Here is a 23,752-nt window from a genome sequence, read left to right as displayed (position 1 = left end):
CTGGCCGCGCCGCCCGGAGCTCGGGCGACGACGACGGAAGGACTTCACGATGAGGGTCGCAGTGGTGGGGGCGTCGGGGAACGTCGGCTCCGCCGTGCTCGACGCGCTCGTCGCCGCCCCCGAGGTGGACTCCGTCGTCGGCCTGGCCCGGCGGCTGCCGGACCGGACCGTCGAGCCGTACCGGTCCGCGGAGTGGCTCACTCTCGACGTCGCGGCGGAGGCGGCCGACGACGCCGAGGAGGAGGCGATCGTCTCCCGTCTCGCGCGCGCGTTCGAGGGCGCGACCGCCGTCGTCCATCTGGTCTGGCTGATCCAGCCCAACCACGACCGTGAGCTGCTGCGGCGCGCGAACGTCGAGGGCACGCGCCGCGTGGCCGAGGCGTGCGCGCGGGCCGGGGTGGGGCAGCTGGTCTGCGCGTCGTCCTGGGCGGCCTACTCGCCGGTGGACGACGACGTCCCGCGCGACGAGTCCTGGCCGACCGGTGGCATCCCGTCCTCGCACTACGGCGTCGACAAGGCCGCCCAGGAACGGGTGCTCGACGAGTTCGAGGTCGCGCACCCGGAGGTGGTGGTGACCCGGATGCGCATGGCGCTCGTCTTCACCGCCGACGCCGGGGCGGAGATCGGCCGGTACTTCCTCGGCCCGCTGGTCCCCCGCACGCTTCTGCGCCCGGGGACGCTGCCGTTCCTGCCGCTCCCGAAGGGGTTGCGCGTGCAGGTCGTGCACGCCGAGGACGTCGGGCGGGCGTACCTGCTGGCGATCCTCCAGCGCGCCGGCGGGGCGTTCAACGTCGCCGCCGACGAGGTGCTGCTGCCCGAGCACCTCGCCCGCGTCCTCGACCACGGCCGCTTCTTCGAGGTGCCCCCGAGCCTCATCCGCCCGTTCCTCCACTATGCGTGGAAGTTCCGCCTCTTCGCGTCGGACGCCGGGTGGCTCGACATGGCGATGGGCGTGCCGGTGATGGACGGGGCCCGGGTCCGCCGGGTCCTCGGCTGGCGGCCGCGGCACGACGCGGAGTCGACCCTGCGCGAGCTGCTGGAGGGGATGGTCGAGCTGCGCGGCCGGCCGAGCGTGCCGATGGCCCCGGACGCCAGGCAGTACAAGAGCCCGCCGGCGGACAACGCCAGCGGCAGACGGAAGAGCGACGGCAGGCGTCCGGCCAGGAGGAAGGGGACAGCGATGGCAGACCAGCTGACGGGCGGGTCCGGCGCCGGCTCCCGCACGCAGGACGGGATCGACCGCGAGCTGCTCGGGATCTATCTCGCCGACCACCTCACCGGCGCCACCGGAGGGGCGAGCCGCATCGAGCGGATGGCCCGGGCCTACGCGGACACCGAGCTCGGGCCGGAGCTCTCGGCCCTCGCCACCGAGATCGCGGGTGCCCGTCAGGAGCTCGCGGCGCTCATCGAGCGGCTGGGTCTGCCCAGCAAGCCGCACCGGCAGGCGGCCGCGTGGGTCGCGGAGCACGTCGGACGGCTGAAGCTGAACGGCCGGCTGCTCAGCCGCTCCCCGATGAGCGTGGTGCTCGAGCTGGAGATCATGCGCTCCGCCGTCGCCGGGCAGCTCGGGCTGTGGCAGCTCATGGCGGACCTCGCCCCGGACCTCGGCCTCGACCGCTCGCCCTTCCAGGAGCTCGCCGAGCGCAGCCGCGGCTTCCAGACCAGGCTCGAGCGGCTGCACGAGCAGGCCCGCGTCAGCGCGTTCCGCGCCGACGAGAAGATCGGCTGACCTCCGTCATCCGCTTCCGGACCTCTCTGGTGCAGCCGCTCGAGCGGCGGGCCTCATGAACAGCTCAGGCCGGCCTCCAGGGCGTCGAGGTTGGCGCGCATGACCGTGAGGTAGTCGGCATCCGGGTCGGTGAGGGCCTCGAGCGGGTCGAGCACGGCGGTGCCGACGCCGAGATCCTCGGCCAGGGTCTGAGTGACCTTCGGGCTTGTGGAGGTCTCGAAGAACAGGGTCCGCACCCCCTCGGCGGTCACCGTCTCCCCGACGTCGCGAAGTCGCGCCGGGGAGGGCTCGACCTCCGGGTCGATGCCGGCGATCCCCACCTGGTGGAGCCCGTACCGGTCGGCGAGGTAGCCGAAGGCCTGGTGCGCGGTGACGAGCGTCGCACCCGTGCAGCCGGAGAGGCCCTCGCGGTACCGGGCGTCGAGCTCCTGCAGCGCCGCGGTGAGATCCTCGGCGCGGTCGGCGTACCCGGCCGCGTTGTCCGGGTCCACGCGCGACAACGCGTCGACCACCTCCCCCGCGGCCTTGCCCAGGAGCGTCGGGTCCAGCCAGAAGTGGGGGTCCCCGGGAGTGGTCGCGAGGTCGGCGAGATCGACCACGTGCTCCGGCGCGGTGACGGAGACGGCCTCGTCGACCGTCGGCTGGAAGCCGGACTGGTAGACGACCAGGTCCGCGCGGCCGATCGCCCGGACCTCCGCCGGCGCGAGCTCGAGGGTGTGGGCGTCGCCTCCGGGTGGGGTCATGCTCGACACGCTCACGTCCTCGCCGCCCACCTCCTCGGCGACGAACTGGAGCGGGTAGAACGACGCCAGCACCGCGACGCGCCCGTCCTCGCCGTCGTCCGAGGCGCTGGCAGCGCAGCCGGCGAGGACGAGGGCGCCGGCGAGAGCGACGGCGACGGCGACCGTTCGTGGCGGCCTCGCGCTCATCGCCCGTCCGTGTGGTCGGCGTGCCCGTGGTCGTCGTGCGCGTGGTCCTCGTGCGCGTGGTCCTCGTGCGCGTGGTCCTCGTGCGCGTGCTCGTCGTCAGGGTCGCCGGCGAGGGCGGGCACGTCGCCGGAGACACCGGTGAGCTCGTTCGGCGTCACCGTCAGCTCGGTGGTGTTCCAGATCTCGCCCGTGTGCACGTCGACCGCGTGGAGCGTGTCCGTGGCGGGGTCGGTGACGTAGGCGGTGCCGTCGAGGACGTGGAGCGTCGGGCGCGGCTCCTGCCACTCCACCGGCTCCTCCCAGGGCTCGATCACCGGGACGGAGCGCACCAGGTCGCCCGTCTCGGCGTCGATGACGTGCAGCGCACCGTCGGTGCCGAGCACCAGGGCCTCGCCGTCCTCACCGCGGCCGAGGGAGCGGAAGGTGTACGAGGCCGGCAGCTGGACGAGGCGGAGGTCGTCCGTCCGGGTGTCGATGAGCGAGACGCGGGTGGGCCGCTCCAGCTCGGCGTCGGGGTCGCTCTTGTAGTCGCCCAGCACGATCGGCGAGCTCTCGCTGCCCGCCTGGTTGCCGATCCGCCCGTACGGGTCCGGGCTGTCGACCTTGGTGACGGCGCCGTCGCGGTAGACGAGCACGCCGTCCTCGCAGCCGACCACGACGGCCTCGCCGGCCGCCACTGCCTCGCCGTGGACCCCCGGGCACTCGTCGGAGGCGGCGATCTCCTGCCCCTCCCCGTCGAGGACGCGGATCCCCGTGCGTCGCTCCTCGTCGCCCTCCGTCAGGACCAGCGAGCCGTCGCCGAGCTCGAGCGCGACGCCGTGGTGCACCTCCGGCGTCGAGAGCCGGCGCTCCTCCCGCTCGCCGTCCACGACCGCGTCGGAGTCGAACACCGTCACCTCGCCCGTGCCGTCGTCGAACAGTGCGGTCCGCCCTCCGTGCGTCACGACGTGGCCCGGCATCTCGGCGTCGAAGGCGACGCTCGTCAGCACCGGCTCGGCGGTGTAGTAGTGCGCGTGGTCGCCGTGGGCCCGCGCCCACGTCCCGGTGTCCAGGGCGCGGAACTCTCCGGCGGTGGAGATCAGCACGTGCCGCCCGTCGCCGGCACCGTTGAGGCGGTTGAACCCCGCGAGCTCGACCTCCCCGACGACCTCCAGCGTGGTGGCGTCCAGAACCTGGATACCGCCGTCGTGGGTCAGCACCAGGCGAGGGCTGGCGGCGGCCACCTCCTGCGGCTCGGGCGGCGCGGAGGGCTGCGCGTCCGGCGCCGAGCTCGCGGTACCGGCCGGCGCGGCGTCCGTCGTCGGCGCCGCGCAGCCGACGAGTGCCAGCAGCGGCAGGGCGATCCCGAGACAGAGCGCTCCGAACGGGCGGCGGGTTGTGGTGGCTCTCGACATTTCGATGACGGGCGCGCCGGGACGGCGCGCCCACTCCTTTCCGGTTCCTGACATGACCCGTCGGACACTACTGCATATGAGTATCGTTCTCGATATGCCGTCCGGGATCGTGGAGCCGGAGCTGCCGCCGGGGGCCACCCGGCTCGCCCGGCCCAGCCTGCGAGGCCTCGGTCCAGTGACGGCCGAGGCCGGCTCGTGGAGCGACAGCCCGCCGGGAGGCACCGGCGTCCCGGCGGGCACGCACGGCGCGGGGGCGGGCACCGCGTTCCGCCCGTAGCATCACGACCGTGCTCGCGACGACGATCCATGCCCCCGGCGACATCCGCCTCGAGGAGGTCCCCGACCCCCACGTCCTGCGCCCGACCGACGCCGTGGTGCGCGTCAGCGCCGCCTGCGTGTGCGGCTCGGACCTGTGGCGCTACCGCGGCGTCGTCCCGGTGAACCGGCCCGGCCGGATCGGGCACGAGTTCGTCGGCGTGGTCACCGACGTCGGCGACGAGGTCCGCACCGTCGCGCCCGGCGACTTCGTCATCGCCCCGTTCTCCTACAGCTGCGGCACCTGCGTGAACTGCCGCAACGGGGTCCAGACGTCGTGCCTGCGCGGCGGCTTCTGGGCGGGGCGGGACCGGGAGGACCTTCCCGTCGACGGCGGTCAGGGCGAGCAGGTCCGCGTCCCGCTGGCGGACGGGACGCTGGTGCGCACGCCCGAGGTGCCGGACGATGCCCGCCTGCCGGGCCTGCTGGCGCTCACCGACGTCATGGGCACCGGCCACCACGCCGCGGTGCGGGGCGGGGTCGGGCCGGGAAGCGTCGTCGCGGTCGTCGGCGACGGCGCGGTGGGTCTCTGCGCCGTCCTCGCCGCCCGCCGTCTGGGCGCCGAGCGCGTCGTGATCTTCTCGCGGCACCCGGACCGGCAGGACATCGCCCGCGGCTTCGGGGTCGACGACGTCGTCACCACCCGTGGTGAGGAGGGCGTCGAGGAGCTGCAGACCCTGCTGGACGGCCCGGGCGCCGACGTCGTCCTCGAGGCCGTGGGCAACCAGGACTCCCTGGAGCAAGCCGTCGCCGCCGCCCGCCCGGGCGGCAGGGTCGGCTACGTCGGTGTGCCCAACGGCGTCAGCGAGCTGCCGATGCGGTCGCTGTTCAACCGCAACGTCGGCCTGGCCGGCGGGGTCGCCCCGGTGCGGGCGTACCTCGAGGAGCTGCTCCCCGAGGTGCTCGACGGCAGCCTCTCCCCCCGGCGCCGTCTTCGACCGGACGCTCCCGCTCGCCGACGTCGCCGAGGCCTACGCGGCGATGGACCGGCGCGACGCCGTCAAGGTGATGCTCCGGCCCTGACGGGCCCGGGATCCGGGAGGCGGTCATGCGCGGGACGACGGCGGACGACGACGTCCCGCGCGACGCGGTCCCGCGGCGGCCGGAGGAGTTCTTCGCCGGCTCCGCGGCCGGCCTGCGTCTCTACGAGGCCGTGGCCTCCGCCGTCGCCGGTCTCGGTCCGCACGAGGTCCGGGTGAGCCGGAGCCAGATCGCCTTCCGCCGTCGTCGTGGCTTCGCGTTCCTCTGGCGGCCGGCGCAGTACGTGCGCAGCGACTTTCCCGCCGTGCTCTCGATCGCACTTCCCCAGGCGGAGACGTCCCACCGCTTCAAGGAGGTCGTCCATCCGTCCGGCCGGGTGTGGATGCACCACCTGGAGCTCGACGACGTCGCCCAGGTGGACGACGAGGTCGCCGGCTGGCTGGCGCGCGCGTACGACGCGGCAGGCTGAGGTCTCGCGCCGTGAACGACGGCTGCTGCACGGCACCGGCTGCGGGACCGGCGCGCCCGCGGGAACGTTCCGGACACAGACCGTCGCAACGTCACCCGCCGTTGACCCCACCGCGCACGGGCAGCGACTGCCACACTGACCAGGTGCGCACCGTCGGCGTCGAGGAGGAGCTGCTCCTCGTCAAGAGTGCGACCGGACGGGCGATGTCCGTGGCCGGCCGGGTGCTGGCGCGCGCGGCGGCGAGCGCGGCGGCACGTGCCGCCACGACGGACGACGGCGGGGCGGACCCGCCGCCGAACGGCCCCGGCGGGCTGCTCGAGCGCGAGCTCCAGAAGCAGCAGATCGAGACCGACACACGCCCCCACACCGACCTCGACGACCTCGAGAAGGAGCTGCGCTCGTGGCGGCGCACGGCGATCGAGGCGGCGCTGCAGGTGGGTGCCGACGTGGCGGCGGTGGGCCTGTGCCCCACGCCGGTGGTCCCGCGCACCGCGGACAGCCAGCGCTACCGCACCATGGTGGACCGGTTCGGCGTCCTGGCCACCGACCACCTGACCTGCGGCTGCCACGTGCACGTCGCCGTCGGGTCCCGGGAGGAGGCCGTCGGGGTGCTGGACCGCATGCGGGTGTGGCTGCCCCTCCTCCTCGCGCTGAGCGCCAACTCCCCGTACTGGCAGGGCAAGGACACCTCGTACGCGAGCTACCGCTACATGGTGCAGACGCGCTGGCCCTCGGCGGGTCCGACGGAGGTGCTCGGCTCGGCCCGGGCCTACGACGAGCTGGTCGCCCGGATGATCCGCACCGGCGCGATCATGGACACCGGGATGGTGTACTTCGACGCCCGCGCCTCCGTCCGCTATCCCACGGTCGAGGTCCGGATCGCCGACGTCTGCCTGGACCCGGCCGACGCCGTCCTCGTCGCCGCGCTCGTCCGGGCGCTCGTGGACACCACGGCCGCCGAGTGGGCCGCGGGCGAACCCCCGCCCGAGGTGCCCGGGCTCCCCGCCGGGCTCGGCGCTGTCGGCGCCGCCCACCGAGCCGGAGGTGCACCCGGCGAGCAGCAGCGCGGCGAGGAGCAGGGCCAGGAACCAGCGCAGTCGTCTCATGGCCAGACCGTACGAGCGGCCGGTGCCCCGCCGGGTGACGGTGGCCGATCCGTGACCGGACCGTGGCCGGACCGTGACCCGGGCGGACCCTGCGGACCGGCGGTGCAGCTGCGCGGCCAGCGCCGTCAGCGAGCGGTCAGCAGGGTGCGGATGTCGCGCTCGGCGTCGTCGACCCGGACCTTCCGGCAGCCCCTGCTCTCCAGGTCGGCGATCATGGCCGGCTCGTTCCGGGCGAGGTTCAGCCCGCGGCGCAGCAGCGTCATCGGTGGCTTGCGCGCCTCCCCGAGGTCGCGCATGAGCCGGAACCAGAAGGTCTGGGCACGGGGCCGGTAGATGCACAGCGCGTCGGCGAGGATGTCCTCCTCACGGCACGCCTCGACGATCTCGGCGGCGAAGATGCCCTCGGCGATGAAGACCGGGAAGCCGTCGAGCGAGAGCTTGGTGGTGCCGGTCCGGGCGTTCGTCGGGATGTCGTAGACGGGCAGCTCGGCCTCGCCGGTGGTGGCCAGCTCGACGAGCGCGGCGACGGCGGCGGCCCTGTCCCAGGTGCGCGGGGAGTCCCAGTCCACGACGCCGTAACGGCGAGGGAGCCCGGGGTGGTCACGTCGAGGTAGAAGTCGTCGAGGGAGACCACCGGCAGCCCGACGCGGCGCGTCAGCGACGTCTTCCCCGAGCCCGAGGGCCCGGTCAGCAGCACGACGCGCGCCGCCGCGTGCCGGGAGCCGGGCGGAAGGTCGAACAGACCCTCCTGGGGGTCGTCGACCAGCTGGGGGTCGTCGGCGAGCTCGTCCGCCCGAAGATCGCCCAGGGGCATGCCACGTCCTCCGTACGCTCCGCGGCCCCGGACGGGGCCCCGGCCAAGTCTAGGCGGCGGGCCACTCCCGGGCCCGGGTGCCGCCGCGCGTGCTCAGGTGATGATGACGACGTCCAGCGTCCGCGGACCGTGGACGCCCTCAACGCGGATGAGCTCGATGTCGCTCGTGGCGCTCGGCCCGGCGATCCACGTCGTGGGCCGCTGCGGGTGCTGGCCGAGGACGGCCACCGCCTCGGGCACGGTCGCGACCACCTGCCGGGCGTGGAGCACGCAGACGTGACGGTCGGGGACGAGAGTGATCGCGCGACGCCCCTGGTCCGCCTCGGCGTCGAGGACGATCGTGCCCGTCTCGGCGATCGCGACCCGCGCACCCGTGAGCACCGCGCCGGCCGTGTCCAGGGCGGCGCTGGGGAGCGGGTCGTCGACGGTGTCGAGGAGTGCCCGCGCACCCCCGGAGGTCGCGGCCTCCACCCACTCCGGCGGGAGCCCCGGCGGGACGACGACGGAGCCGGCGTCGGCGAGCAGCTCACCGAGGGCGGCGGGAAGTTCCGCGGGTGCGCAGCGGCGGACGTTCGCGCGGTAGTCGACCAGCCGGTCGACGAGGAGGTCGACCGCCTCGACGGACCCGGGGACGACGTCGGAGTGGGCGCGGTACCCGCGCGGCACCGGCGGCGCCGGTTCGGTCTGGGAGCGGCCGACGGCGTCGCGCACGCGGGCCAGGATCGCCTCGCGGGCCTCCATCACGCCTCACCCCCACCCGGGCGGTCGGCGCCGGACGGCCTCGCCTGCCGGCCGCCGGGCGGGACGACGCCCCCCGGCATGCTTCCGCCGTCGGGCCGGGCTCCGCCGTCGGGCCGGGCTCCGTCCTTCTCGTGCTCCTTCCACCAGGACCGGAACGACTGGGCCGGTGGTGCGGGAAGGTCACGCACCACCGTCCACAACGACCCCGGGAACGGCAGCTTCGCGATGCGGCCCTCGCGCGAGACGATCCGCCCGAGCCCGGCGGCCCTGGCCGCTACGGCGAACCGCGAGCCCGACGACATGACCGCCGACGCGGCGCGCATGCCCGCCTCCCAGCCGGTGGGCAGGAGACGACGCTGCTGGGACTCCACCGCCCGGTTGCGCAGGTGCACCAGGGCGCTCGGGATGTCGATCTTGACCGGGCACGCCTCGAAGCACGCCCCGCACAGCGACGAGGCGAAGGGCAGGGACGCCGTCGGGTCGTGCGGGTCGGTGGCCCCGCGGGTGCCCATGCCGGTCAGCTGCGGGGTGAGGATGGCCCCGATGGGGCCGGGGTAGACCGACCCGTAGGCGTGCCCGCCGGTCTGCTCGTAGACCGGGCAGACGTTCATGCACGCCGAGCAGCGGATGCAGTGCAGCGCCTGGCGTCCCACCTCGTCCGCCAGCGCCTTGGTGCGCCCGTTGTCCAGCAGCACCAGGTGGAACGCCTGCGGGCCGTCGCCCGGGGTGACCCCGGTCCACATGGTGGTGTACGGGTTCATCCGCTCGCCGGTGGAGGAGCGAGGCAGGAGCTGGGTGAACACCTCCAGGTCACGGAACGCCGGCACGACCTTCTCGATGCCCATCACGGTGACGAGCGTCTCGGGCAGCGTCAGGCACATGCGCCCGTTGCCCTCGGACTCGAACACGGAGACCGTCCCCGTCTCCGCGACGGCGAGGTTGGCCCCGGAGACCGCCACCTTGGCGGTGAGGAACTTCGCGCGCAGGTGCGCCCGGGCGGCCATCGCCAGGGCTCGCGGCTCGGACGTGAGGTCGTCCGGGACGTCCCCCATGCGTTCGGTGAAGATGGCGCGGATCTCGTCGCGGTTGCGGTGGATCGCGGGCACGAGCACGTGGGACGGCATGTCGCCGGCGAGCTGGACGATCAGCTCGGCCAGGTCGGTCTCGGTGACGCCGATGCCCTCGGCCTCGAGGTGCTCGTTCAGGCCGATCTCCTGCGTGGCCATCGACTTGACCTTGACCACCTCGGACTCGCCGGTGGCCCGCACCAGCTCGGTGACGATCCGGTTCGCCTCGGCGGCGTCGCGTGCCCAGTGCACCACGCCTCCCCGGGCGGTGACCTGTTGCTCGAGCTGGACGAGCAGCTCCGGCAGGTGCGACATGGTCCAGTGCTTGATCGCGGCCCCCGCGTCGCGCAGCTCCTCCCAGTCCGGCAGCTCGGAGACCATCCGCAGCCGCTTGTCGCGGATGGTGCGGGTGGCGTGGCGCAGGTTGGTGCGCAGCTGGGTGTTGCGGAGGGTGTCGTGCGCCGCCGACGGGAAGTCCGGCCCCCACCGCAACGGGTCCTGGGGTGCCGCGGCGGGCTGGGGCGCGACGCGGGGCATGCCGAGGAACGTCGTCATCGCCAGGCCTCCGCCCCCGTGCCCGCCCGGGGCGACGGCGGAGCTGCGTCGGCGTCCGGCAGCGTCCCGGCGGCGGGACGCGGAAACTCCTGCCAGGGCTGCAGCCGGACCGAGGCGTCCGTGCCGATCTGGATGCGCCGGTAGTCCATCGGCTCGCCCGTCGCGCGGTCGAGCCGGAGCACGGTCAGCTCGGCCTCACCGGTCAGCGGGCCCACCGTGGCGCCACCGCCGGCGCCGCCGCCGCTGGAGGTGCTCACGTAGCGCACGCCCTTCCCGGTCACCTCCGGGCCCACCGTGCGGTGCCAGTGCCCGGAGAGCTGCAGGGCGACGCAGCCCGCGTCGAGCGTCGGGGTGCCCGCACGCGGGTTGTGGATCAGGAGGATGTCGACCGGATCGCCGTCGTCCGCGGCGGCGCACGCAGTCTCCGAGAGGCGCTCGGCCATCTCCGGCACCGTCTCCGCCCGCTCGGGCCGCGTGCCGGCCCCGACGGCCGTCAGCGTGGGGTCGGTGTCGCCGAGGATCCGCACGCCCGCGACCTCCACGACCTCTCCGCCGAGCACCGTCCAGCCAGCCTGCCGCTCCTGCTCGGCCGTCGTGACGGAGTCGTGGTTGCCGGTGGAGACCACCACGGGCACGCCGGCGGGCACGGCACGGGCGAACGCGTTGACGCAGTACGACTCGACGGACGTGCCGCTCATGACCGTGTCGCCCGCGTCGAGGAGGACCTCGGCCCCGGTCTGCTCGACGGCGGTGGCGACCACGGCCGCCATCCCTACGTTGCAGTGCAGGTCAGAGACGAGCAGGAACGTGACGGGGTCGGGCTCCGGGCCCTCCTCGGAGGGCGGGGCGCTGCCGGTCTCCGGGGCCGAGGCGGCGCCCGTCGTCGGGTCCGGGTCCGCCGTCGGGCCTGCGTCCGCCGCCGGGTCCGGGTCCGCCGTCGGGCCTGCGTCCGCCGCCGGGTCCGGGGCCGCCGCCGGGTCCGAGCTGGCGGTCTCCGCCTCCGACTCGTGGGCGGCGACGAGATTGTCCGAGGCGAGGGCGTAGAACGCCTCGTTCTCCTCGAACGCGTCACGCGCCCTCTGGCCGTACACGGCGACGACGTCGGCCAGGCGTCCCGTGATCCGTGCCCCCTCCAGCGGCGTGCCGTCCAGCACCGCCGGGCTGTAGCCGACGGGCGCCGTCTGCCGCGTCTCCGGAACCACGACGGCGGTCAGGCCGCAGAGGACGAAAGCACCCGTCAGCACGGCGACCGCTGGCCGCGACAGGGCCGCCTTCAGCTCGTCGCGCAGGCGCCCGTGCGAGGCAAGGCGCCCGGCGGCGAGCAGGACGAGGATGAGCGACCAGGCGACGGCGGTGCGCCCCAGCGCGTCCGTGACCAGGCCGCGCACGGCGTCGGCGACCGCCGCCTCCGGCTGGCCGAAGAGCTGGCCGTAGGCCTCGAGGTCGGCCAGCAGGCCGGGCAGCGGCGACCCCGTCGTCTCCAGGTCGGTCGGTATCTCGCGGACCACGATCTCGGCGCCGAGCGGCCACGGCAGCGGGGAGTCGATGATGACGTCGCCCAGCGGTCCCATCCGCAGGGACACCTGACGGTCGAGCGTCACGCGGTAGTCGGCCTCGTGCGGGCCGAGCGAGGAGTGGGTGCCCGCGGTGGTCACCCCGAGCGCCGCCGCGAGCAGACCGGTGAGCAGGAAGGCGAGGAGGCCCCGGACGGTCTGCCGGGTCGCGGGCGCCTGCCGGTGCCACCACTCCCACCTGTGCCGGGTCCCGTCCGCGCTGCTCATCGCGGTCATTCTCTCCTGACACCCCCCGCCGGCGCCCGGGAGTCGCGCGCCGGGACCGGCGTCGCCACTCCGTCGTCGTGACCGCGCGCGTCGGCACCCCGCCCCACCACGCCGGCCGTCGTCGGCCCGACGGCGACCGATCCCCGGCGTGCGTGGCCAGGTCACCCCCACCATGCTGGAAGTGCCCGCGGCACGCCGGGAGGGACGAGCACGAACAGGAGGCCCGATGGGCAAGGACGTCAGCGCCAAGGCCTACACCCGTGCGGACCACACGCGGTACCGGCAGGCGGTCCGGCGCTGCCTCGACGCCCTCGAGGAGATGCTCGACCGCGGGTCCTTCGAGGAGGACGAGTGGCGCACCGGCCTGGAGATCGAGCTGAACCTCGTCGACTCGGACTTCATGCCGTCCATGAAGAACGCGGAGGTCCTGGAGCACATCGACGACTGGCGCTACCAGACCGAGCTCGGCCGCTTCAACATCGAGCTCAACGTCGAACCGCGCCGCATCGACGGCCAGTCGCTGCTCCAGCTCGAGTCGGCCATGCGGAAGAACCTCAACCGCGCCCGCGACCGCGCCGGCGACCTGGGCGCCGGCATCGTCATGGTCGGGATCCTGCCCACCCTCCCCCCGTCCCGAGCCGGGCCGGTCCTGGTTCTCGACCAACGACCGCTACCGCATGCTCGACGAGGCGGTCCTGACGTCCCGGCGCGAGGACGTCATCATCGACATACGTGGCGCGGAACGGCTGCAGATGACCGCCGACACCATCGCGGTGGAGGCCGCCTGCACCTCCACGCAGTTCCATCTCCAGGTGCGCCCGAACTCCTTCGCCCGCTACTGGAACGCCGCGCAGGTGCTGGCCGGTCCCCAGCTCGCCCTCGGCGCCAACTCGCCCTACGTCTTCGGCCACCAGCTCCACGCGGAGTCGCGGATCGAGCTGTTCCTGCAGTCCACGGACACGCGGCCGCCCGAGCTGCGCAACCAGGGCGTGCGCCCGCTCGTGCCGTTCGGGGACCGGTGGATCAACTCCATCTTCGACCTCTTCGAGGAGAACGTGCGGTACTACCCGGCGCTGCTGCCGGAGACCTCCGACGAGGACCCGTTCGAGGTCCTGGCCGCGGGAGGCACGCCGCAGCTGGCCGAGCTGCGGCTGCACAACGGCACGATCTACCGCTGGAACCGCCCCATCTACGACGTCAGCGACGGGCGCCCGCACCTCCGCGTGGAGAACCGTGTCCTGCCCTCCGGCCCGACGGTCCTGGACGTGCTGGCGAACGCGGCATTCTTCTACGGCGCCTCGGTCGACATGGTCCTCGACGAGCGGCCCATCTGGTCCCGCATGAGCTTCGAGGCGGCCCGGGAGAACTTCCACACGGCCGCCCGGCACGGTGCCGAGTCCCGGCTCTACTGGCCGGGCGTCGGCTCCGTCGACTGGGACGAGCTCGTGCTCCGGGCCCTGCTGCCGGCGGCGCAGCGGGGGCTCGAGCGCCTGGGGGTCGCGTCCGAGGCGTCGGACCGATACCTCCAGGTCATCGAGGGACGGGCGAAGCAGCGGGCCAACGGCGCGTCGTGGCAGGTGGCCGCCACCCAGGCCTTCGAGGCCCGCGGGATGGACCGCCCGTCCGCGCTGCAGGCGATGCTCAAGGAGTACGTCCTGCTCATGCACAGCAACGAGCCGGTGCACACCTGGCCGGTGCCCTGAGCCGGAGTCCACAGGCCGTCGGCCCGTCCCCAGCGTTCCCGTCCGGGCCCGCGCCGCGGCGCTGGCCGAGGGAACGCTCGGGCCATGAGCCGTCACACACATGCACGCCCGGACACGCCGCTCGGGACCGACGACGAGCTGGCGGAGGGGGTGCACGAGCTTCTCGGTCCCGCGCTTCGCCGGCAGGTCTGGCTGCTGTTCCTCGACGAGGAGTCGTACCTGAGGCCGCTGGTCATGCCCTGCGACGACCTGCCGGAGCCGATGACTCCGGCGGACTCGCACGCCCTGGGCAGGTTCGCCGGCCTCGCCCTGGAGCACGCCGCCGCGAGCACCGCGGTGCTCGTCGTGGAACGCCCGTCGGGCCCGTGGCTGACCGAGTCCGACCGCGCCCTCATGCGGGCGCTGCACGACGGCTGCATCGCCGCCGGGACGCCGGTCCGCGCGGTGCTGCTCAGCCACCGGGTCGGCACGCGCTGGGTCGCACGCGACGACTACGGATTCTGAGGCAACATGTCCTCCCGCGCCGCGCGTAGGCGCGGCGTCGCCTTCTCGTGCCGCGCCACCCCGTCGCGCGCGGCACGTCCCTGGCGCACCTCCCCATCGGGAAGGATGGCGCCATGAGCCGTCCCGCCGCTGCCCACGTCCGCAACCCCGGAAGCGTCGCCGTCGTGGGAGGGCGCGTCGTCCCGGTCGACGGCGACCCCGTCGAGAGCGGCACCGTGCTCGTCCTCGACGGCGTGATCGCCGCCGTCGGCCGGGACGTTGAGGTGCCGGCCGGGGTTCCGGTGGTCGATGCGACGGGCCGCTGGGTGCTGCCTGGCTTCGTGGAGGCGCACGCGCACCTCGGCGTCGTCGAGGAGGGGGTCGGCTGGGCCGGCGACGACGTCAACGAGCTGACCGGCCCGAACATGGCGGCCGTGCGCGCCCTCGACGCGATCGACATCGAGGACGCAGGCTTCCGCGACGCCCTGGTGGGCGGCGTGACCTCCGCCGTCGTCAAGCCCGGCTCGGGCAACCCGATCGGCGGGCAGAGCGTCGCGATCAAGACGTGGGGCGGCCGCACCGTCGACGAGCAGGTCGTCCGCGCGGCCGTGTCCGTCAAGTCCGCCCTGGGCGAGAACCCGAAGCGCGTCTACTCGGAGCGCAAGCAGACCCCGTCCACGCGGCTCGGGGTGGCGAAGGTGATCCGTGAGGCCTTCATGGCAGCGCAGGACTATGCCGCCGCACGGGCGCACGCCGTGGCCGAGCGCAAGCCGCACCAGCGCGACCTCGCGCTCGAGACGCTGGTGCGGGTGCTCGACCGAGAGCTCGTGTGGGACCAGCACACCCACCGGCACGACGACATCGCCACCGCGATCCGGCTGGCGGAGGAGTTCGGCTACCGGCTCGTCGTCAACCACGGCACCGAGGGCGCCAAGATCGCCGACGTCCTCGCCGAGAAGGACGTCCCCGTCATCTTCGGCCCGATGCTCACCAACCGGTCCAAGGTCGAGCTGCGGGACCGGGCGATCGCCAACCTCGCCCGGCTCGCCGAGGCCGGCGTGCGGGTCGCGATCACCACGGACCACCCCGTGGTGCCGATCAACTTTCTCGTCCACCAGGCCTCCCTGGCGGTCAAGGAGGGCCTCGACCGCGACGTGGCCCTGCGCGCCCTCACGCTCAACCCCGCCGCCATGCTCGGGCTCGACGACCGGGTCGGCGCGCTGCGCCCGGGCCTCGACGGCGACGTCGTCGTCTGGTCGGGCGACCCGCTGGACGTCTTCGCCCGCGCCGAGCGTGTGTTCATCGGCGGCACGGAGGTGTACTCGTACGAGGGCGGCGTCGTCGAGCGCGACCAACGCTTCGCCTGACCCCTCCGGTTGCCACCGGTTGCCTCGAGGCGGCGTCGCGATTGCCGAGCGGGCGCCGCGTGGAGGAAGGTCTACCCCATGACCTCGACGACGGCGGTACCCCCGGAGCTGGTGGAGAAGGCAAGCACGGTCGGCGACGCCGAGAGCGTGCTCGCCGACGAGCAGGTGCGCGAGCACATCGTCGGCACCCTGGCCCGCATGGACCTCGACGGCCGCAGCGTCGCGCTCGTCGTCCCCGACGGCACCCGCTCCGTGTCCATGCCTCTGCTCCTTCGGTCCGTCCACGAGGCGCTCCGGGGCCGCGCCCGTGAGGTCACCGTGCTCGTGGCGCTGGGCACCCACGCCGCCATGAGCGAGGAGGCGCTCGCGGCGCACCTCGGCTACCGGCCCGGCCTGCTGGAGGACACCTACCCGGGGTGGCGGGTGCTGAACCACGAGTGGTGGAAGCCGGAGACCTTCGCCGACCTCGGCACGATCCCCGCCGAGGAGGTCGCCCGGTACTCCGGCGGGCGGTTGACCGACCGGCCGATGCACGTCATCGTCAACCGCGCCGTCGTGGAGCACGACGTCTCCCTTGTCGTCGGCCCGGTCCTGCCGCACGAGGTCGTCGGCATGTCCGGCGGGAACAAGTACTTCTTCCCCGGGCTGTCGGGTCACGACGTCATCGACATGTCGCACTGGGTCGGGGCGCTCATCTCGTCGTTCGACATCATCGGCACCCGTGGCATCACGCCGGTGCGGGCCCTGATCAACGCGGCCGTCGACCGCATCCCCGGCGAGAAGCTGTGCGTCGCCGTCGTGACCGAGGCCGGCACGGACCGCCTGCACTCGGTCAGCGTGGGGACCACGGAGTCGGCGTGGGAGGCGGCGTCCGAGATCGCGGCCGCCAGCCACATCACCTACCTCGACGAGCCGGCGAGGACCGTGGTCTCCGTCCTGCCCACCATGTACGACGACATCTGGACCGGGGCCAAGGGGTTCTACAAGCTCGAGCCCGTGGTCGCCGACGGCGGCGAGGTGATCATCTACGCCCCGCACATCACCCAGGTCTCGGCCATGCACCCCGGCCTGATGAAGATCGGGTACCACAACCGCGACTACTTCGTGAAGCAGTGGGACAGGTTCAAGGACCACCCCTGGGGCGAGCTCGCCCACTCCACGCACCTGCGCGGTCAGGGCACCTACGACGCCGAGACCGGCGAGGAGCGGAACCGGGTCACAGTCACCCTCGCCACCTCGATCCCGCGCGATCAGGTCGAGGCCGTGAACCTGCGGTGGATGGACCCCGCCGACGTCGACCTCGACGCGCTCGAGGCCGACCCGGAGGTCATGGTCGTGCACAACGCTGGCGAGGTGCTCTTCCGGCTGCGGGAGGGGTCCTGAACGCCGGGCGACCGGTCTGGCTGGACGTGAGCGCGGGCGTGGCCGGGGACATGCTCCTCGGCGCGCTCGTCGACGCCGGCGCGGACCTGGGCGCGCTCCAGGCAGCCGTCGACGCCGTGGTGCCGGGCTCGGTCCGGCTCGCCCGCACGCAGGTGGTCCGGGCCGGGCAGCGGGCCACCAAGGTCGACGTCGAGCCCCTCGTCGACGACCCGCCGCACCGCCGGTGGACGGTCATCCGGGGCATGCTCGAGCAGGCCGAGATCGCCGAGCAGACCAGGCGCCTTGCGCTGGCCACCTTCGCGCGGCTCGCCGAGGCCGAGGGGCACGTCCACGGCACCAGCCCGGAGGACGTGCACTTCCACGAGGTCGGTGCGCTCGACTCGATCGCCGACGTCGTCGGCGTGTGCGAAGGCCTGCGGCTGCTCGGGGCAGGCACCGTCACCGCCACCGCGATCGCGCTCGGCGAGGGCCGGATCCGCGCCGCGCACGGCGACATCCCGGTCCCGGTGCCCGCCGTGGCGCAGCTCGCCGTCGGCTGGCCCGTCGTCTCGGGGGCGGCCTCCGCGCCCGCGCACGAGAACGACCACCCGCGCGACCACGAGCATCCGCACGACCACGACCACGACCACGACCACGACCACGACCGCGACGGTGGTTACGCGCACCACCACGACGACGGCGGTGCGCACCACCACGAGCACGGCCCCGCCGACCACCATCCGCACGCGCCGGGCGGACCCGTCGGCTCGGTGGGCGAGCTCGCCACCCCCACCGGCGTCGCCCTGGTACGGGCCCTGGCCTCCGCCGCCGGCCCGATGCCAGCGATGACCCTCGCAGCGGTCGGTGTCGGGGCGGGCAGCAAGGACCTGCCGGGGCGGCCCAACGTCGTGCGGGTGCTGGTCGGCGAGGCGTCGCCCGTGTCCGAGCCCGGGACGCCGGAGGGGGACGTCGGCACGCCCAGCCAGGTGGTGCAGCTCGAGGCGAACGTCGACGACCTCGACCCGCGCCTGTGGCCCGGCGTCCTCACCCGTGTGCTCGAGGCCGGGGCGCTCGATGCGTGGCTCTCCCCCATCCTCATGAAGAAGGGCCGGCCCGCGCACACCCTCCACGCGCTGTGCCCCCCCGGGCCCCGCCGCCGACGCGGTCGCCGCGGCCGTGCTCGCGCACACCACCACGCTCGGGGTGCGCCAGCACGCCCCTCTGCACCGCCGGGTCCTCGAACGCACCTGGCTGGACGTGGACGTGGACGGGCAGCCGGTGCGCATCAAGGTCGCCCACGACGGCGCGGCCGTCCGCCAGGCCACCCCAGAGTCCGGCGCAGGGCGCGTCCGGCCGGCGAACCCGCCCTCCGCGAGCAGCTGCCGGGCCTGGCCGGCCTGCTCCGCCTCGCAGAGCACCGCGTAGCGCGAGGCGACCACCTGGCTGGCGGAGGTGAAGTCGCGCTTCCCGCCGGTGAAGGCGTAGGAGACGATCGCGAACAGGATGCCGAACGCCGCACCGATGAGGACGCCCGCCAGGAGCGGGAACTCCCCGGACGGCGTGAAGACCCAGTACAGCAGCGAGATCATGAGGCCGAACCACGCGCCGCTCATCGCCCCGGCACCGGCCACGCGGGCGTAGGTCAGCCGGCCGGTGATGCGCTCGACCAGGCGCAGGTCGGTCCCGACGATGGTGACGTGCTGGACGGGGAAGGCCTTGTCCGAGAGGTGGTCGACCGCCTTCTGGGCCTCGAGGTACGTCGCGTAGGACGCGACCTCCACGCCGGTGGGCATGGTGGGCACGGACGCGCCGGGGGGCTTTCCGGTCAGTGACATACCTTGATCTTCCTCTCTGGCGGTCGGTGGCGCCAGGCGCGCTCACGTGCGGCGGGCCGCCGCTGTCCTAGGCTGACAGGCGTGAACCAGCCCACCGCCCGCCCCAGCACGAGCAGCCGTGTGTACATGGCACGGCTCAAGGGCACGGCCGTCTTCGACCCCCTGGGCGACCAGGTCGGGCGGGTCCACGACGTCGTCGTCGTCATGCGCCTGAAGGGGGCGCCCCGCGCGGTCGGGCTCGTGGTCGAGGTGAGCTCGAAACGGCGGGTCTTCGTGCCGCTGACGCGCGTGACGAGCATCGACGCCGGCGCCGTGATCACCACGGGCCTGCTCAACATCCGCCGCTTCTCCCAGCGGGCCACCGAGACGCTCGTGGTGGGCGAGCTGCTCGACCGGCAGGTGACGTTCCGCGACGGCTCCGGCACGGGCACGGTCGAGGACGTCGCCATGGAGCAGCAGCGGAACCGCGACTGGTACGTGACGAAGCTCTTCGTGCGCCGCAACGCGGGCCGCGGCCTGGTGGGCCGGCGGGGCGAGGCGCTGGTGGTCGACGTCGACGACGTCACCGGCCTGGCCGGCAACCGCGCCCAGCAGGGGGCGACGGCGCTGCTCGCCACGCTCGAGGACCTCAAGCCCGCCGACCTCGCCGACGTCCTCCACGACCTGCCGGACAACCGCCGGCTCGAGGTGGCCGCGGAGCTCGACGACGAGCGTCTCGCCGACGTGCTCGAGGAACTCGGCGAGGAGGACCGGGTCGCGATCGTCTCCGGTCTCGACCTCGACCGCGCCGCCGACGTCCTGGACGTGATGCAGCCCGACGACGCCGCCGACCTGGTCTCCGAGCTGCCCGTCGAGCGGGCCAGCGAGCTGCTCGAGCGCATGGAGCCCGAGGAGGCGGAGGACGTTCGCCGCCTCCTGGCGTACGAGGAGCACACCGCCGGTGGTCTGATGACGACCGAACCCCTGATCCTGGCCCCGGAGGCCACGGTGGCTACCGCGCTGGCGCACGCCCGCCGCCAGGACGTCACCCCGGCGCTGGCCGCGATGATCTTCGTGGTGCGCCCTCCGCTGGAGACGCCTACGGGGCGGCTGCTCGGCGTCGTCCATCTCCAGCGGGCGCTGCGCGAGCCGCCCCACCAGCTCATCGGCTCGCTGCTGGACAAGGACGTCGACGCCCTCCGGCCCACCGACGACATCGGCAAGGTCACGCGCCTGCTGGCGACCTACAACCTCACCGCCCTGCCCGTCGTGGACGAGAGCCGCCGCCTGCTCGGCGCCGTCTCCGTCGACGACGTCCTCGACCACCTCCTGCCCGACGACTGGCGCGAGGCCGACGAGGAGGTCACCGACCGGGCGATGACGAGGACGGCCCATGGCTGAGCGCCTCGACACCCCGCTGGAGGCGAGGCGGCGCTGGCGCCCCCAGCTGGACCCGGAGTTCTTCGGCCGCTTCTCCGAGGGCATCGCCCGCTTCATGGGCACCCCGCGCTTCCTGCTGTACCTGACGATCTTCTGCACCGCGTGGCTGCTGTGGAACACGTTCGGGCCGAAGCACCTGCAGTTCGACTCCGCCGCCCTCGGCTTCACGGCGCTGACGCTCATGCTGTCCCTGCAGGCCTCCTACTCCTCGCCCCTGATCCTGCTCGCGCAGAACCGGCAGACGGACCGCGACCGCGTCAGCGCGGAGCAGGACCGTCAGCGCGCCGAGCGGAACCTCGCCGACACGGAGTACCTGGCCCGCGAGATGGCCGCCGTGCGCCTCGCCCTGGGCGAGGTCGCGACGCGCGACTTCGTGCGCTCGGAGCTGCGCGGGCTGCTGGAGGACATCGTCGAGGAGCGCGAGGCCCGCATCCGCGAGCTCGAGGCCGAGCTCGCCCAGATGGAGCGCGACCTCCAGCGGGCGGGCGTGGAACCGCACGACCGGCGTGAGGACGACGGCGCGGGCGGCTGAGCGCCAGGGACCGACGGCGGTCCGGGCGCTCCGGAGCGCCGCCTACGATGGGATGCATGAGTGCACCTACCGTCGAGGCCGTCCGGGCCGAGCTGGTCAACGTCATCGACCCGGAGATCCGCCGCCCCATCACCGAGCTGAACATGGTCCGGTCCGTCGAGGTCGAACCGGGCGGGCTCGTGGTGGTCGGCGTCGACCTGACGACCGCGGGCTGCCCCCTCAAGGACACCATCACCCGGGACGTGACGAACGTCGTCGGCGCCCTCGACGGGGTCTCGGGCGTCCGCGTCGACATGGGGGTCATGACCGAGGAGCAGCGCAAGGAGCTGCGCACCATGCTCCGCGGCGGCGTCGCGGAGCCGGAGATCCCCTTCGCCAAGCCCGGCTCCCTCACGCGGGTCTACGCGGTGACCTCCGGCAAGGGCGGCGTCGGGAAGTCGTCGGTGACGGCGAACCTCGCCGCCGCGATGGCCGCCGACGGCCTCAAGGTCGGCGTGGTCGACGCCGACATCTACGGCTTCTCCATCCCCCGCATGCTCGGGGTGGAGCACCCGCCGACCAAGGTCGACGACATGATCCTGCCGCCGGTGGCCCACGACGTGAAGGTCATCTCGATCGGCATGTTCACGCAGAACGGCCGGCCGGTGGTCTGGCGCGGGCCGATGCTCCACCGGGCCCTGCAGCAGTTCCTCTCCGACGTCTTCTGGGGCGACCTCGACGTCCTCCTCCTCGACCTGCCGCCCGGCACCGGCGACATCGCCATCTCCGTGGCGCAGATGCTGCCGAACTCGGAGATCCTCGTCGTCACGACGCCGCAGGTGGCCGCCGCCGAGGTGGCCCAGCGCGCCGGCATCATCGCCGAGCAGACGCGGCAGCACGTGGTCGGCGTCGTGGAGAACATGTCGTGGCTCGAGCAGCCGGACGGCACCCGCGTGGACCTCTTCGGCTCCGGCGGCGGCGACCGCGTCGCCAGCGAGCTCGGCGACGCCCTCGGCTACGAGGTGCCGCTGCTGGCCCAGGTCCCGATCGAGCTGGCGCTGCGCGAGGGCGGCGACTCCGGCGTTCCGCTCGTGCTGCGCGAGAGCTCCAGCCCGGCGGCGGCAGGCCCTGCTTCGGCCGCGTCTCCCGCCCGCTTCCCGTCCGCCGGGAGCGGGCCCGAGGCGGTCGCGGCCGCGGCGCTGGAGGACGACGAGGAGAGGGACGAGGACGAGTACCCGGAGGCGCGGCCGCAGTGGGCGTCCTCGCCGAGTTCTCCGCCGCCACCACCGACTCGCCGGAGGAGACGGACGATGGGGCGCCCGGCCGCGCGGACCGGCGCGAGCCGGAACGCCGGTCGCTGCGCGACCGCCTGGGGGAGGGCGGCGTCGCCGCCGGTGCACGAAGCGGCGAGGAGTACCCGGAGGAGCCCGGGTACGTCGACGAGATCGAGACCCGCAACCCCGCGGCGTCGCTCGTCAAGATCGTCGCTCTCGTGCTGGCCGCGGTGGTCATCGGGCTCCTCATCGGGCTGCTGGCCTTCAACCAGGGGGACGACGGCGCGTCCATGCGGATCCAGTCCATGGCCGCGGCCGCCTCGGCCCCGGGCGGCCACAACCCGTAGGATCACCCGAGACCCTTTCCCGTCCCGAGGAGACCTGTGGCTGCTGACGACCGATCCCGCCATCTCGCCGTCGTCGCCGCGCGCGCCGCGGCCGACAAGAAGGCGCAGGAGATCATCGCGCTCGACGTCTCGGAACGGCTCGTGCTGACCGACGTCTTCCTCGTCGTCTCCGGGGCGAACGAGCGCCAGGTGAAGGCGATCGTGGACGCCGTGGACGAGGCGCTGCACAAGGAGGGCGCCAAGGCCGTGCGCAAGGAGGGCGTCGGAGAGGCCCGCTGGGTCCTCATGGACTACGGCGACGTCGTCGTCCACGTCCAGCACGAGGAGGACCGCGAGTACTACGCGCTCGAGCGCCTCTGGAAAGACTGCCCGGTCGTCGACCTCCCGGCGGACCTGCACGCCCCGGTCGACGGCGACGGTGACAGCCACGCATGACCGCCGGAACCGTCATCCTGTGGCGTCACGGTCAGACCGACTACAACGCCGCGCGCCGCCTCCAGGGACAGTCGGACATCCCGCTCAACCACGCGGGCGTGCGGCAGGCCGACCTGGCCGCCACCGCGCTCGCGGCGCTGGAGCCCACCCGCATCATCACCTCGGACCTGGACCGCGCCGTGTCGACCGCGCAGGCTCTCGCCAACCGCACGGGACTGCAGCCCTCGGCCGACGCCCGGCTGCGGGAGCGCAGCTTCGGTGAGTGGGAGGGCCTGACGCAGGAGCAGATCAAGGCCTCGTGGCCCGAGGCCTTCGCCGCCTGGCGCCAGGGACGCGAGCCCGAGGGGGTCGGGGCCGAGACCCGGCGCGACTGCGCGACCCGTGTGGCCGCGGCCGTCCAGGAGGCCGCTGCCGAGCTCGACGACGGCGACGTCCTCGTCGTCGTCGGCCACGGCGCCGCGATCACGCTCGGCCAGACCGCCATGCTGGGGCTCGACCCGGGCAGCTGGTTCGGGCTGACCGGCCTGGAGAACAGCGGCTGGACGCTCATGCACCCCAACCCCGGCCGCGAGCCGGGGTGGCGGCTGAGCGCCTACAACCTCGGCCTCGACTGACCCGGGCCGAGACGTCCGGGCGGTCCGTCAGCCGCGCCGCTCGAGCAGCGCGGTCATGTCGGGGAGACCGAAGTACTGCGCCGTCGCCCGGGCGCTGGGCCGACCGTCGTCCGGGGGGGCGCCCGCGTCCAGCAGCATCCGAACGATCGACGCCTCCTGCCGGAAGACGGCGCACGTCAGCGCGTTCTGCGAGCGGTCGTTGAGCCGCCCGACGTCGGCGCCACGGTCCAGCAGCGCCCGCACGGTCCCCTCGTTCTGGTGGTACGCGGCGAGGATGAGCAGGGTGTCGCCCCCGGCGTTCGTGAGGTCCACCGGGGCGCCCGCGTCCAGCAGGGCGCTCAGCTCCTCCGTCCGCCCCTCCCGGGCCATGTCGAACATCTGGTGGGCGAGCGCGATCGCTGCGTCGTCGTCGGTCATCGTGGTCCACGATAGGCCTGGTTCGCCGAGCCCGGCCGCCTCGCCGCCGCTATCGTGACGGGATCCTAGCCTCGAGGGAGCGGCACGGCCGGGACCTCCCGGCC

At 73.8% G+C, this 23,752-nt stretch carries 20 protein-coding genes and 4 pseudogenes; 16 read left to right on the top strand and 8 right to left on the bottom strand.

Annotated elements, in window-relative coordinates; genetic code table 11:
• The first annotated feature begins 49 nt into the window (after nt 1-49).
• The gene (locus DA06_RS04385) at nt 50-1,729 is read left to right on the top strand and encodes an NAD-dependent epimerase/dehydratase family protein (protein ID WP_043497647.1); all 1,680 of its coding nucleotides are present in this window, start codon (nt 50-52) and stop codon (nt 1,727-1,729) included.
• Between the two features lie 53 nt (nt 1,730-1,782).
• Here DA06_RS04385 and DA06_RS04380 read toward each other — a convergent pair whose 3' ends face one another.
• A complete protein-coding gene (locus DA06_RS04380) occupies nt 1,783-2,658 on the bottom strand; it encodes a metal ABC transporter substrate-binding protein (protein WP_043497645.1) in 876 nt (291 codons plus the stop codon).
• Nucleotides 2,655-4,052, bottom strand: coding sequence for a zinc metallochaperone AztD (gene aztD / locus DA06_RS04375; RefSeq protein WP_043497642.1), 1,398 nt, complete (start codon nt 4,050-4,052; stop codon nt 2,655-2,657). Before aztD ends, DA06_RS04380 begins: the two co-directional genes overlap by 4 nt.
• Nucleotides 4,053-4,146: 94 nt before the next feature.
• On the opposite strand from aztD, the gene DA06_RS04370 reads away from it, so the two are divergent.
• From DA06_RS04370 to DA06_RS04355, 4 genes and pseudogenes are all read left to right on the top strand, one after another.
• Entirely contained in the window at nt 4,147-4,329 is a 183-nt protein-coding gene (locus tag DA06_RS04370; RefSeq protein WP_043497640.1) for a hypothetical protein, read from the top strand.
• Between the two features lie 10 nt (nt 4,330-4,339).
• Nucleotides 4,340-5,390: pseudogene (locus DA06_RS04365) on the top strand (zinc-dependent alcohol dehydrogenase family protein).
• A gap of 130 nt (nt 5,391-5,520) precedes the next feature.
• Entirely contained in the window at nt 5,521-5,817 is a 297-nt protein-coding gene (locus tag DA06_RS04360; protein WP_043497657.1) for a DUF5655 domain-containing protein, read from the top strand.
• Between the two features lie 143 nt (nt 5,818-5,960).
• Nucleotides 5,961-7,256 carry a carboxylate-amine ligase gene (locus tag DA06_RS04355; RefSeq protein WP_418606936.1) on the top strand — a complete coding sequence of 432 codons (1,296 nt, stop codon included), beginning with the start codon at nt 5,961-5,963 and terminating at the stop codon, nt 7,254-7,256.
• A gap of 574 nt (nt 7,257-7,830) precedes the next feature.
• On the opposite strand, the gene DA06_RS04350 is transcribed toward DA06_RS04355, so the two are convergent.
• From DA06_RS04350 to DA06_RS04335, 4 genes are all read right to left on the bottom strand, one after another.
• On the bottom strand, nt 7,831-8,478 hold the full coding sequence (locus DA06_RS04350; protein ID WP_043497625.1) for a LutC/YkgG family protein: 648 nt from the start codon (nt 8,476-8,478) through the stop codon (nt 7,831-7,833).
• Entirely contained in the window at nt 8,478-10,100 is a 1,623-nt protein-coding gene (locus tag DA06_RS04345; protein WP_418606933.1) for a LutB/LldF family L-lactate oxidation iron-sulfur protein, read from the bottom strand. The genes DA06_RS04350 and DA06_RS04345 overlap by 1 nt, the downstream gene beginning before the upstream one ends.
• A complete protein-coding gene (locus tag DA06_RS04340) occupies nt 10,097-11,881 on the bottom strand; it encodes a metallophosphoesterase (RefSeq protein WP_418606931.1) in 1,785 nt (594 codons plus the stop codon). Before DA06_RS04340 ends, DA06_RS04345 begins: the two co-directional genes overlap by 4 nt.
• 252 nt (nt 11,882-12,133) lie before the next feature.
• A complete protein-coding gene (locus DA06_RS04335) occupies nt 12,134-12,319 on the bottom strand; it encodes a hypothetical protein (RefSeq protein WP_418606930.1) in 186 nt (61 codons plus the stop codon).
• Between the two features lie 239 nt (nt 12,320-12,558).
• On the opposite strand from DA06_RS04335, the gene DA06_RS04330 reads away from it, so the two are divergent.
• The 6 genes and pseudogenes from DA06_RS04330 to larC all read left to right on the top strand — a co-directional run bounded on the left by DA06_RS04330 (nt 12,559) and on the right by larC (nt 18,221).
• Nucleotides 12,559-13,584 carry a hypothetical protein gene (locus tag DA06_RS04330; protein ID WP_418606929.1) on the top strand — a complete coding sequence of 342 codons (1,026 nt, stop codon included), beginning with the start codon at nt 12,559-12,561 and terminating at the stop codon, nt 13,582-13,584.
• Between the two features lie 84 nt (nt 13,585-13,668).
• Nucleotides 13,669-14,088: a hypothetical protein gene (locus DA06_RS04325; protein ID WP_043497615.1), complete on the top strand. Its 420-nt coding sequence runs from the start codon at nt 13,669-13,671 to the stop codon at nt 14,086-14,088.
• Nucleotides 14,089-14,201: 113 nt separating this feature from the next.
• Nucleotides 14,202-15,434: an amidohydrolase family protein gene (locus DA06_RS04320; protein WP_052436360.1), complete on the top strand. Its 1,233-nt coding sequence runs from the start codon at nt 14,202-14,204 to the stop codon at nt 15,432-15,434.
• Nucleotides 15,435-15,512: 78 nt separating this feature from the next.
• The gene (locus DA06_RS04315; protein WP_043497613.1) at nt 15,513-16,817 is read left to right on the top strand and encodes a lactate racemase domain-containing protein; all 1,305 of its coding nucleotides are present in this window, start codon (nt 15,513-15,515) and stop codon (nt 16,815-16,817) included.
• A 50-nt stretch (nt 16,818-16,867) separates the two neighbouring features.
• A pseudogene (locus tag DA06_RS04310) lies at nt 16,868-17,884 on the top strand (LarC family nickel insertion protein); the annotation flags it as partial.
• A gap of 88 nt (nt 17,885-17,972) precedes the next feature.
• The gene (larC, locus tag DA06_RS04305) at nt 17,973-18,221 is read left to right on the top strand and encodes a nickel insertion protein (RefSeq protein ID WP_418607869.1); all 249 of its coding nucleotides are present in this window, start codon (nt 17,973-17,975) and stop codon (nt 18,219-18,221) included.
• Between the two features lie 188 nt (nt 18,222-18,409).
• Here larC and DA06_RS04300 read toward each other — a convergent pair.
• Nucleotides 18,410-18,589: pseudogene (locus tag DA06_RS04300) on the bottom strand (general stress protein); the annotation flags it as partial.
• 168 nt (nt 18,590-18,757) lie between these two features.
• On the opposite strand from DA06_RS04300, the gene DA06_RS04295 reads away from it, so the two are divergent.
• From DA06_RS04295 to DA06_RS04275, 5 genes and pseudogenes are all read left to right on the top strand, one after another.
• The gene (locus tag DA06_RS04295) at nt 18,758-20,011 is read left to right on the top strand and encodes a magnesium transporter (RefSeq protein ID WP_052436358.1); all 1,254 of its coding nucleotides are present in this window, start codon (nt 18,758-18,760) and stop codon (nt 20,009-20,011) included.
• The gene (locus DA06_RS04290; protein ID WP_052436357.1) at nt 20,004-20,582 is read left to right on the top strand and encodes a DUF1003 domain-containing protein; all 579 of its coding nucleotides are present in this window, start codon (nt 20,004-20,006) and stop codon (nt 20,580-20,582) included. The genes DA06_RS04295 and DA06_RS04290 overlap by 8 nt, the downstream gene beginning before the upstream one ends.
• Before the next feature lie 47 nt (nt 20,583-20,629).
• Nucleotides 20,630-21,682 (top strand): annotated as a pseudogene (locus DA06_RS04285) (P-loop NTPase); the annotation flags it as partial.
• A gap of 536 nt (nt 21,683-22,218) precedes the next feature.
• Nucleotides 22,219-22,617, top strand: coding sequence for a ribosome silencing factor (rsfS, locus tag DA06_RS04280; RefSeq protein ID WP_043497589.1), 399 nt, complete (start codon nt 22,219-22,221; stop codon nt 22,615-22,617).
• Nucleotides 22,614-23,231 carry a histidine phosphatase family protein gene (locus DA06_RS04275; protein ID WP_043497586.1) on the top strand — a complete coding sequence of 206 codons (618 nt, stop codon included), beginning with the start codon at nt 22,614-22,616 and terminating at the stop codon, nt 23,229-23,231. The genes rsfS and DA06_RS04275 overlap by 4 nt, the downstream gene beginning before the upstream one ends.
• A 27-nt stretch (nt 23,232-23,258) precedes the next feature.
• On the opposite strand, the gene DA06_RS04270 is transcribed toward DA06_RS04275, so the two are convergent.
• Nucleotides 23,259-23,648, bottom strand: a complete 390-nt coding sequence (locus DA06_RS04270) for an ankyrin repeat domain-containing protein (RefSeq protein WP_043497583.1) — start codon at nt 23,646-23,648, stop codon at nt 23,259-23,261.
• Between the last annotated feature and the right edge of the window lie 104 nt (nt 23,649-23,752).

Source organism: Georgenia sp. SUBG003, assembly GCF_000715355.2.
In the GTDB taxonomy this organism is placed as follows: Bacteria; Actinomycetota; Actinomycetes; order Actinomycetales; family Actinomycetaceae; genus Georgenia.
The sequence above is the reverse complement of the archived record's forward strand: the minus strand, read 5'-3'. Positions and strand labels throughout refer to the sequence as shown.

Coding starts and splice junctions, on each gene's coding strand:
- DA06_RS04385 (WP_043497647.1), top strand. CDS start 50: ATGAGGGTCGCAGTGGTGGGGGCGTCGGGGAACGTCGGCTCCGCCGTG.
- DA06_RS04380 (WP_043497645.1), bottom strand. CDS start 2,658: ATGAGCGCGAGGCCGCCACGAACGGTCGCCGTCGCCGTCGCTCTCGCC.
- aztD (WP_043497642.1), bottom strand. CDS start 4,052: ATGTCGAGAGCCACCACAACCCGCCGCCCGTTCGGAGCGCTCTGTCTC.
- DA06_RS04370 (WP_043497640.1), top strand. CDS start 4,147: ATGCCGTCCGGGATCGTGGAGCCGGAGCTGCCGCCGGGGGCCACCCGG.
- DA06_RS04350 (WP_043497625.1), bottom strand. CDS start 8,478: ATGGAGGCCCGCGAGGCGATCCTGGCCCGCGTGCGCGACGCCGTCGGC.
- DA06_RS04345 (WP_418606933.1), bottom strand. CDS start 10,100: ATGACGACGTTCCTCGGCATGCCCCGCGTCGCGCCCCAGCCCGCCGCG.
- DA06_RS04340 (WP_418606931.1), bottom strand. CDS start 11,881: ATGAGCAGCGCGGACGGGACCCGGCACAGGTGGGAGTGGTGGCACCGG.
- DA06_RS04335 (WP_418606930.1), bottom strand. CDS start 12,319: ATGTGCTCCAGGACCTCCGCGTTCTTCATGGACGGCATGAAGTCCGAG.
- DA06_RS04330 (WP_418606929.1), top strand. CDS start 12,559: ATGCTCGACGAGGCGGTCCTGACGTCCCGGCGCGAGGACGTCATCATC.
- DA06_RS04325 (WP_043497615.1), top strand. CDS start 13,669: ATGAGCCGTCACACACATGCACGCCCGGACACGCCGCTCGGGACCGAC.
- DA06_RS04320 (WP_052436360.1), top strand. CDS start 14,202: ATGAGCCGTCCCGCCGCTGCCCACGTCCGCAACCCCGGAAGCGTCGCC.
- DA06_RS04315 (WP_043497613.1), top strand. CDS start 15,513: ATGACCTCGACGACGGCGGTACCCCCGGAGCTGGTGGAGAAGGCAAGC.
- DA06_RS04295 (WP_052436358.1), top strand. CDS start 18,758: ATGGCACGGCTCAAGGGCACGGCCGTCTTCGACCCCCTGGGCGACCAG.
- DA06_RS04290 (WP_052436357.1), top strand. CDS start 20,004: ATGGCTGAGCGCCTCGACACCCCGCTGGAGGCGAGGCGGCGCTGGCGC.
- DA06_RS04275 (WP_043497586.1), top strand. CDS start 22,614: ATGACCGCCGGAACCGTCATCCTGTGGCGTCACGGTCAGACCGACTAC.
- DA06_RS04270 (WP_043497583.1), bottom strand. CDS start 23,648: ATGACCGACGACGACGCAGCGATCGCGCTCGCCCACCAGATGTTCGAC.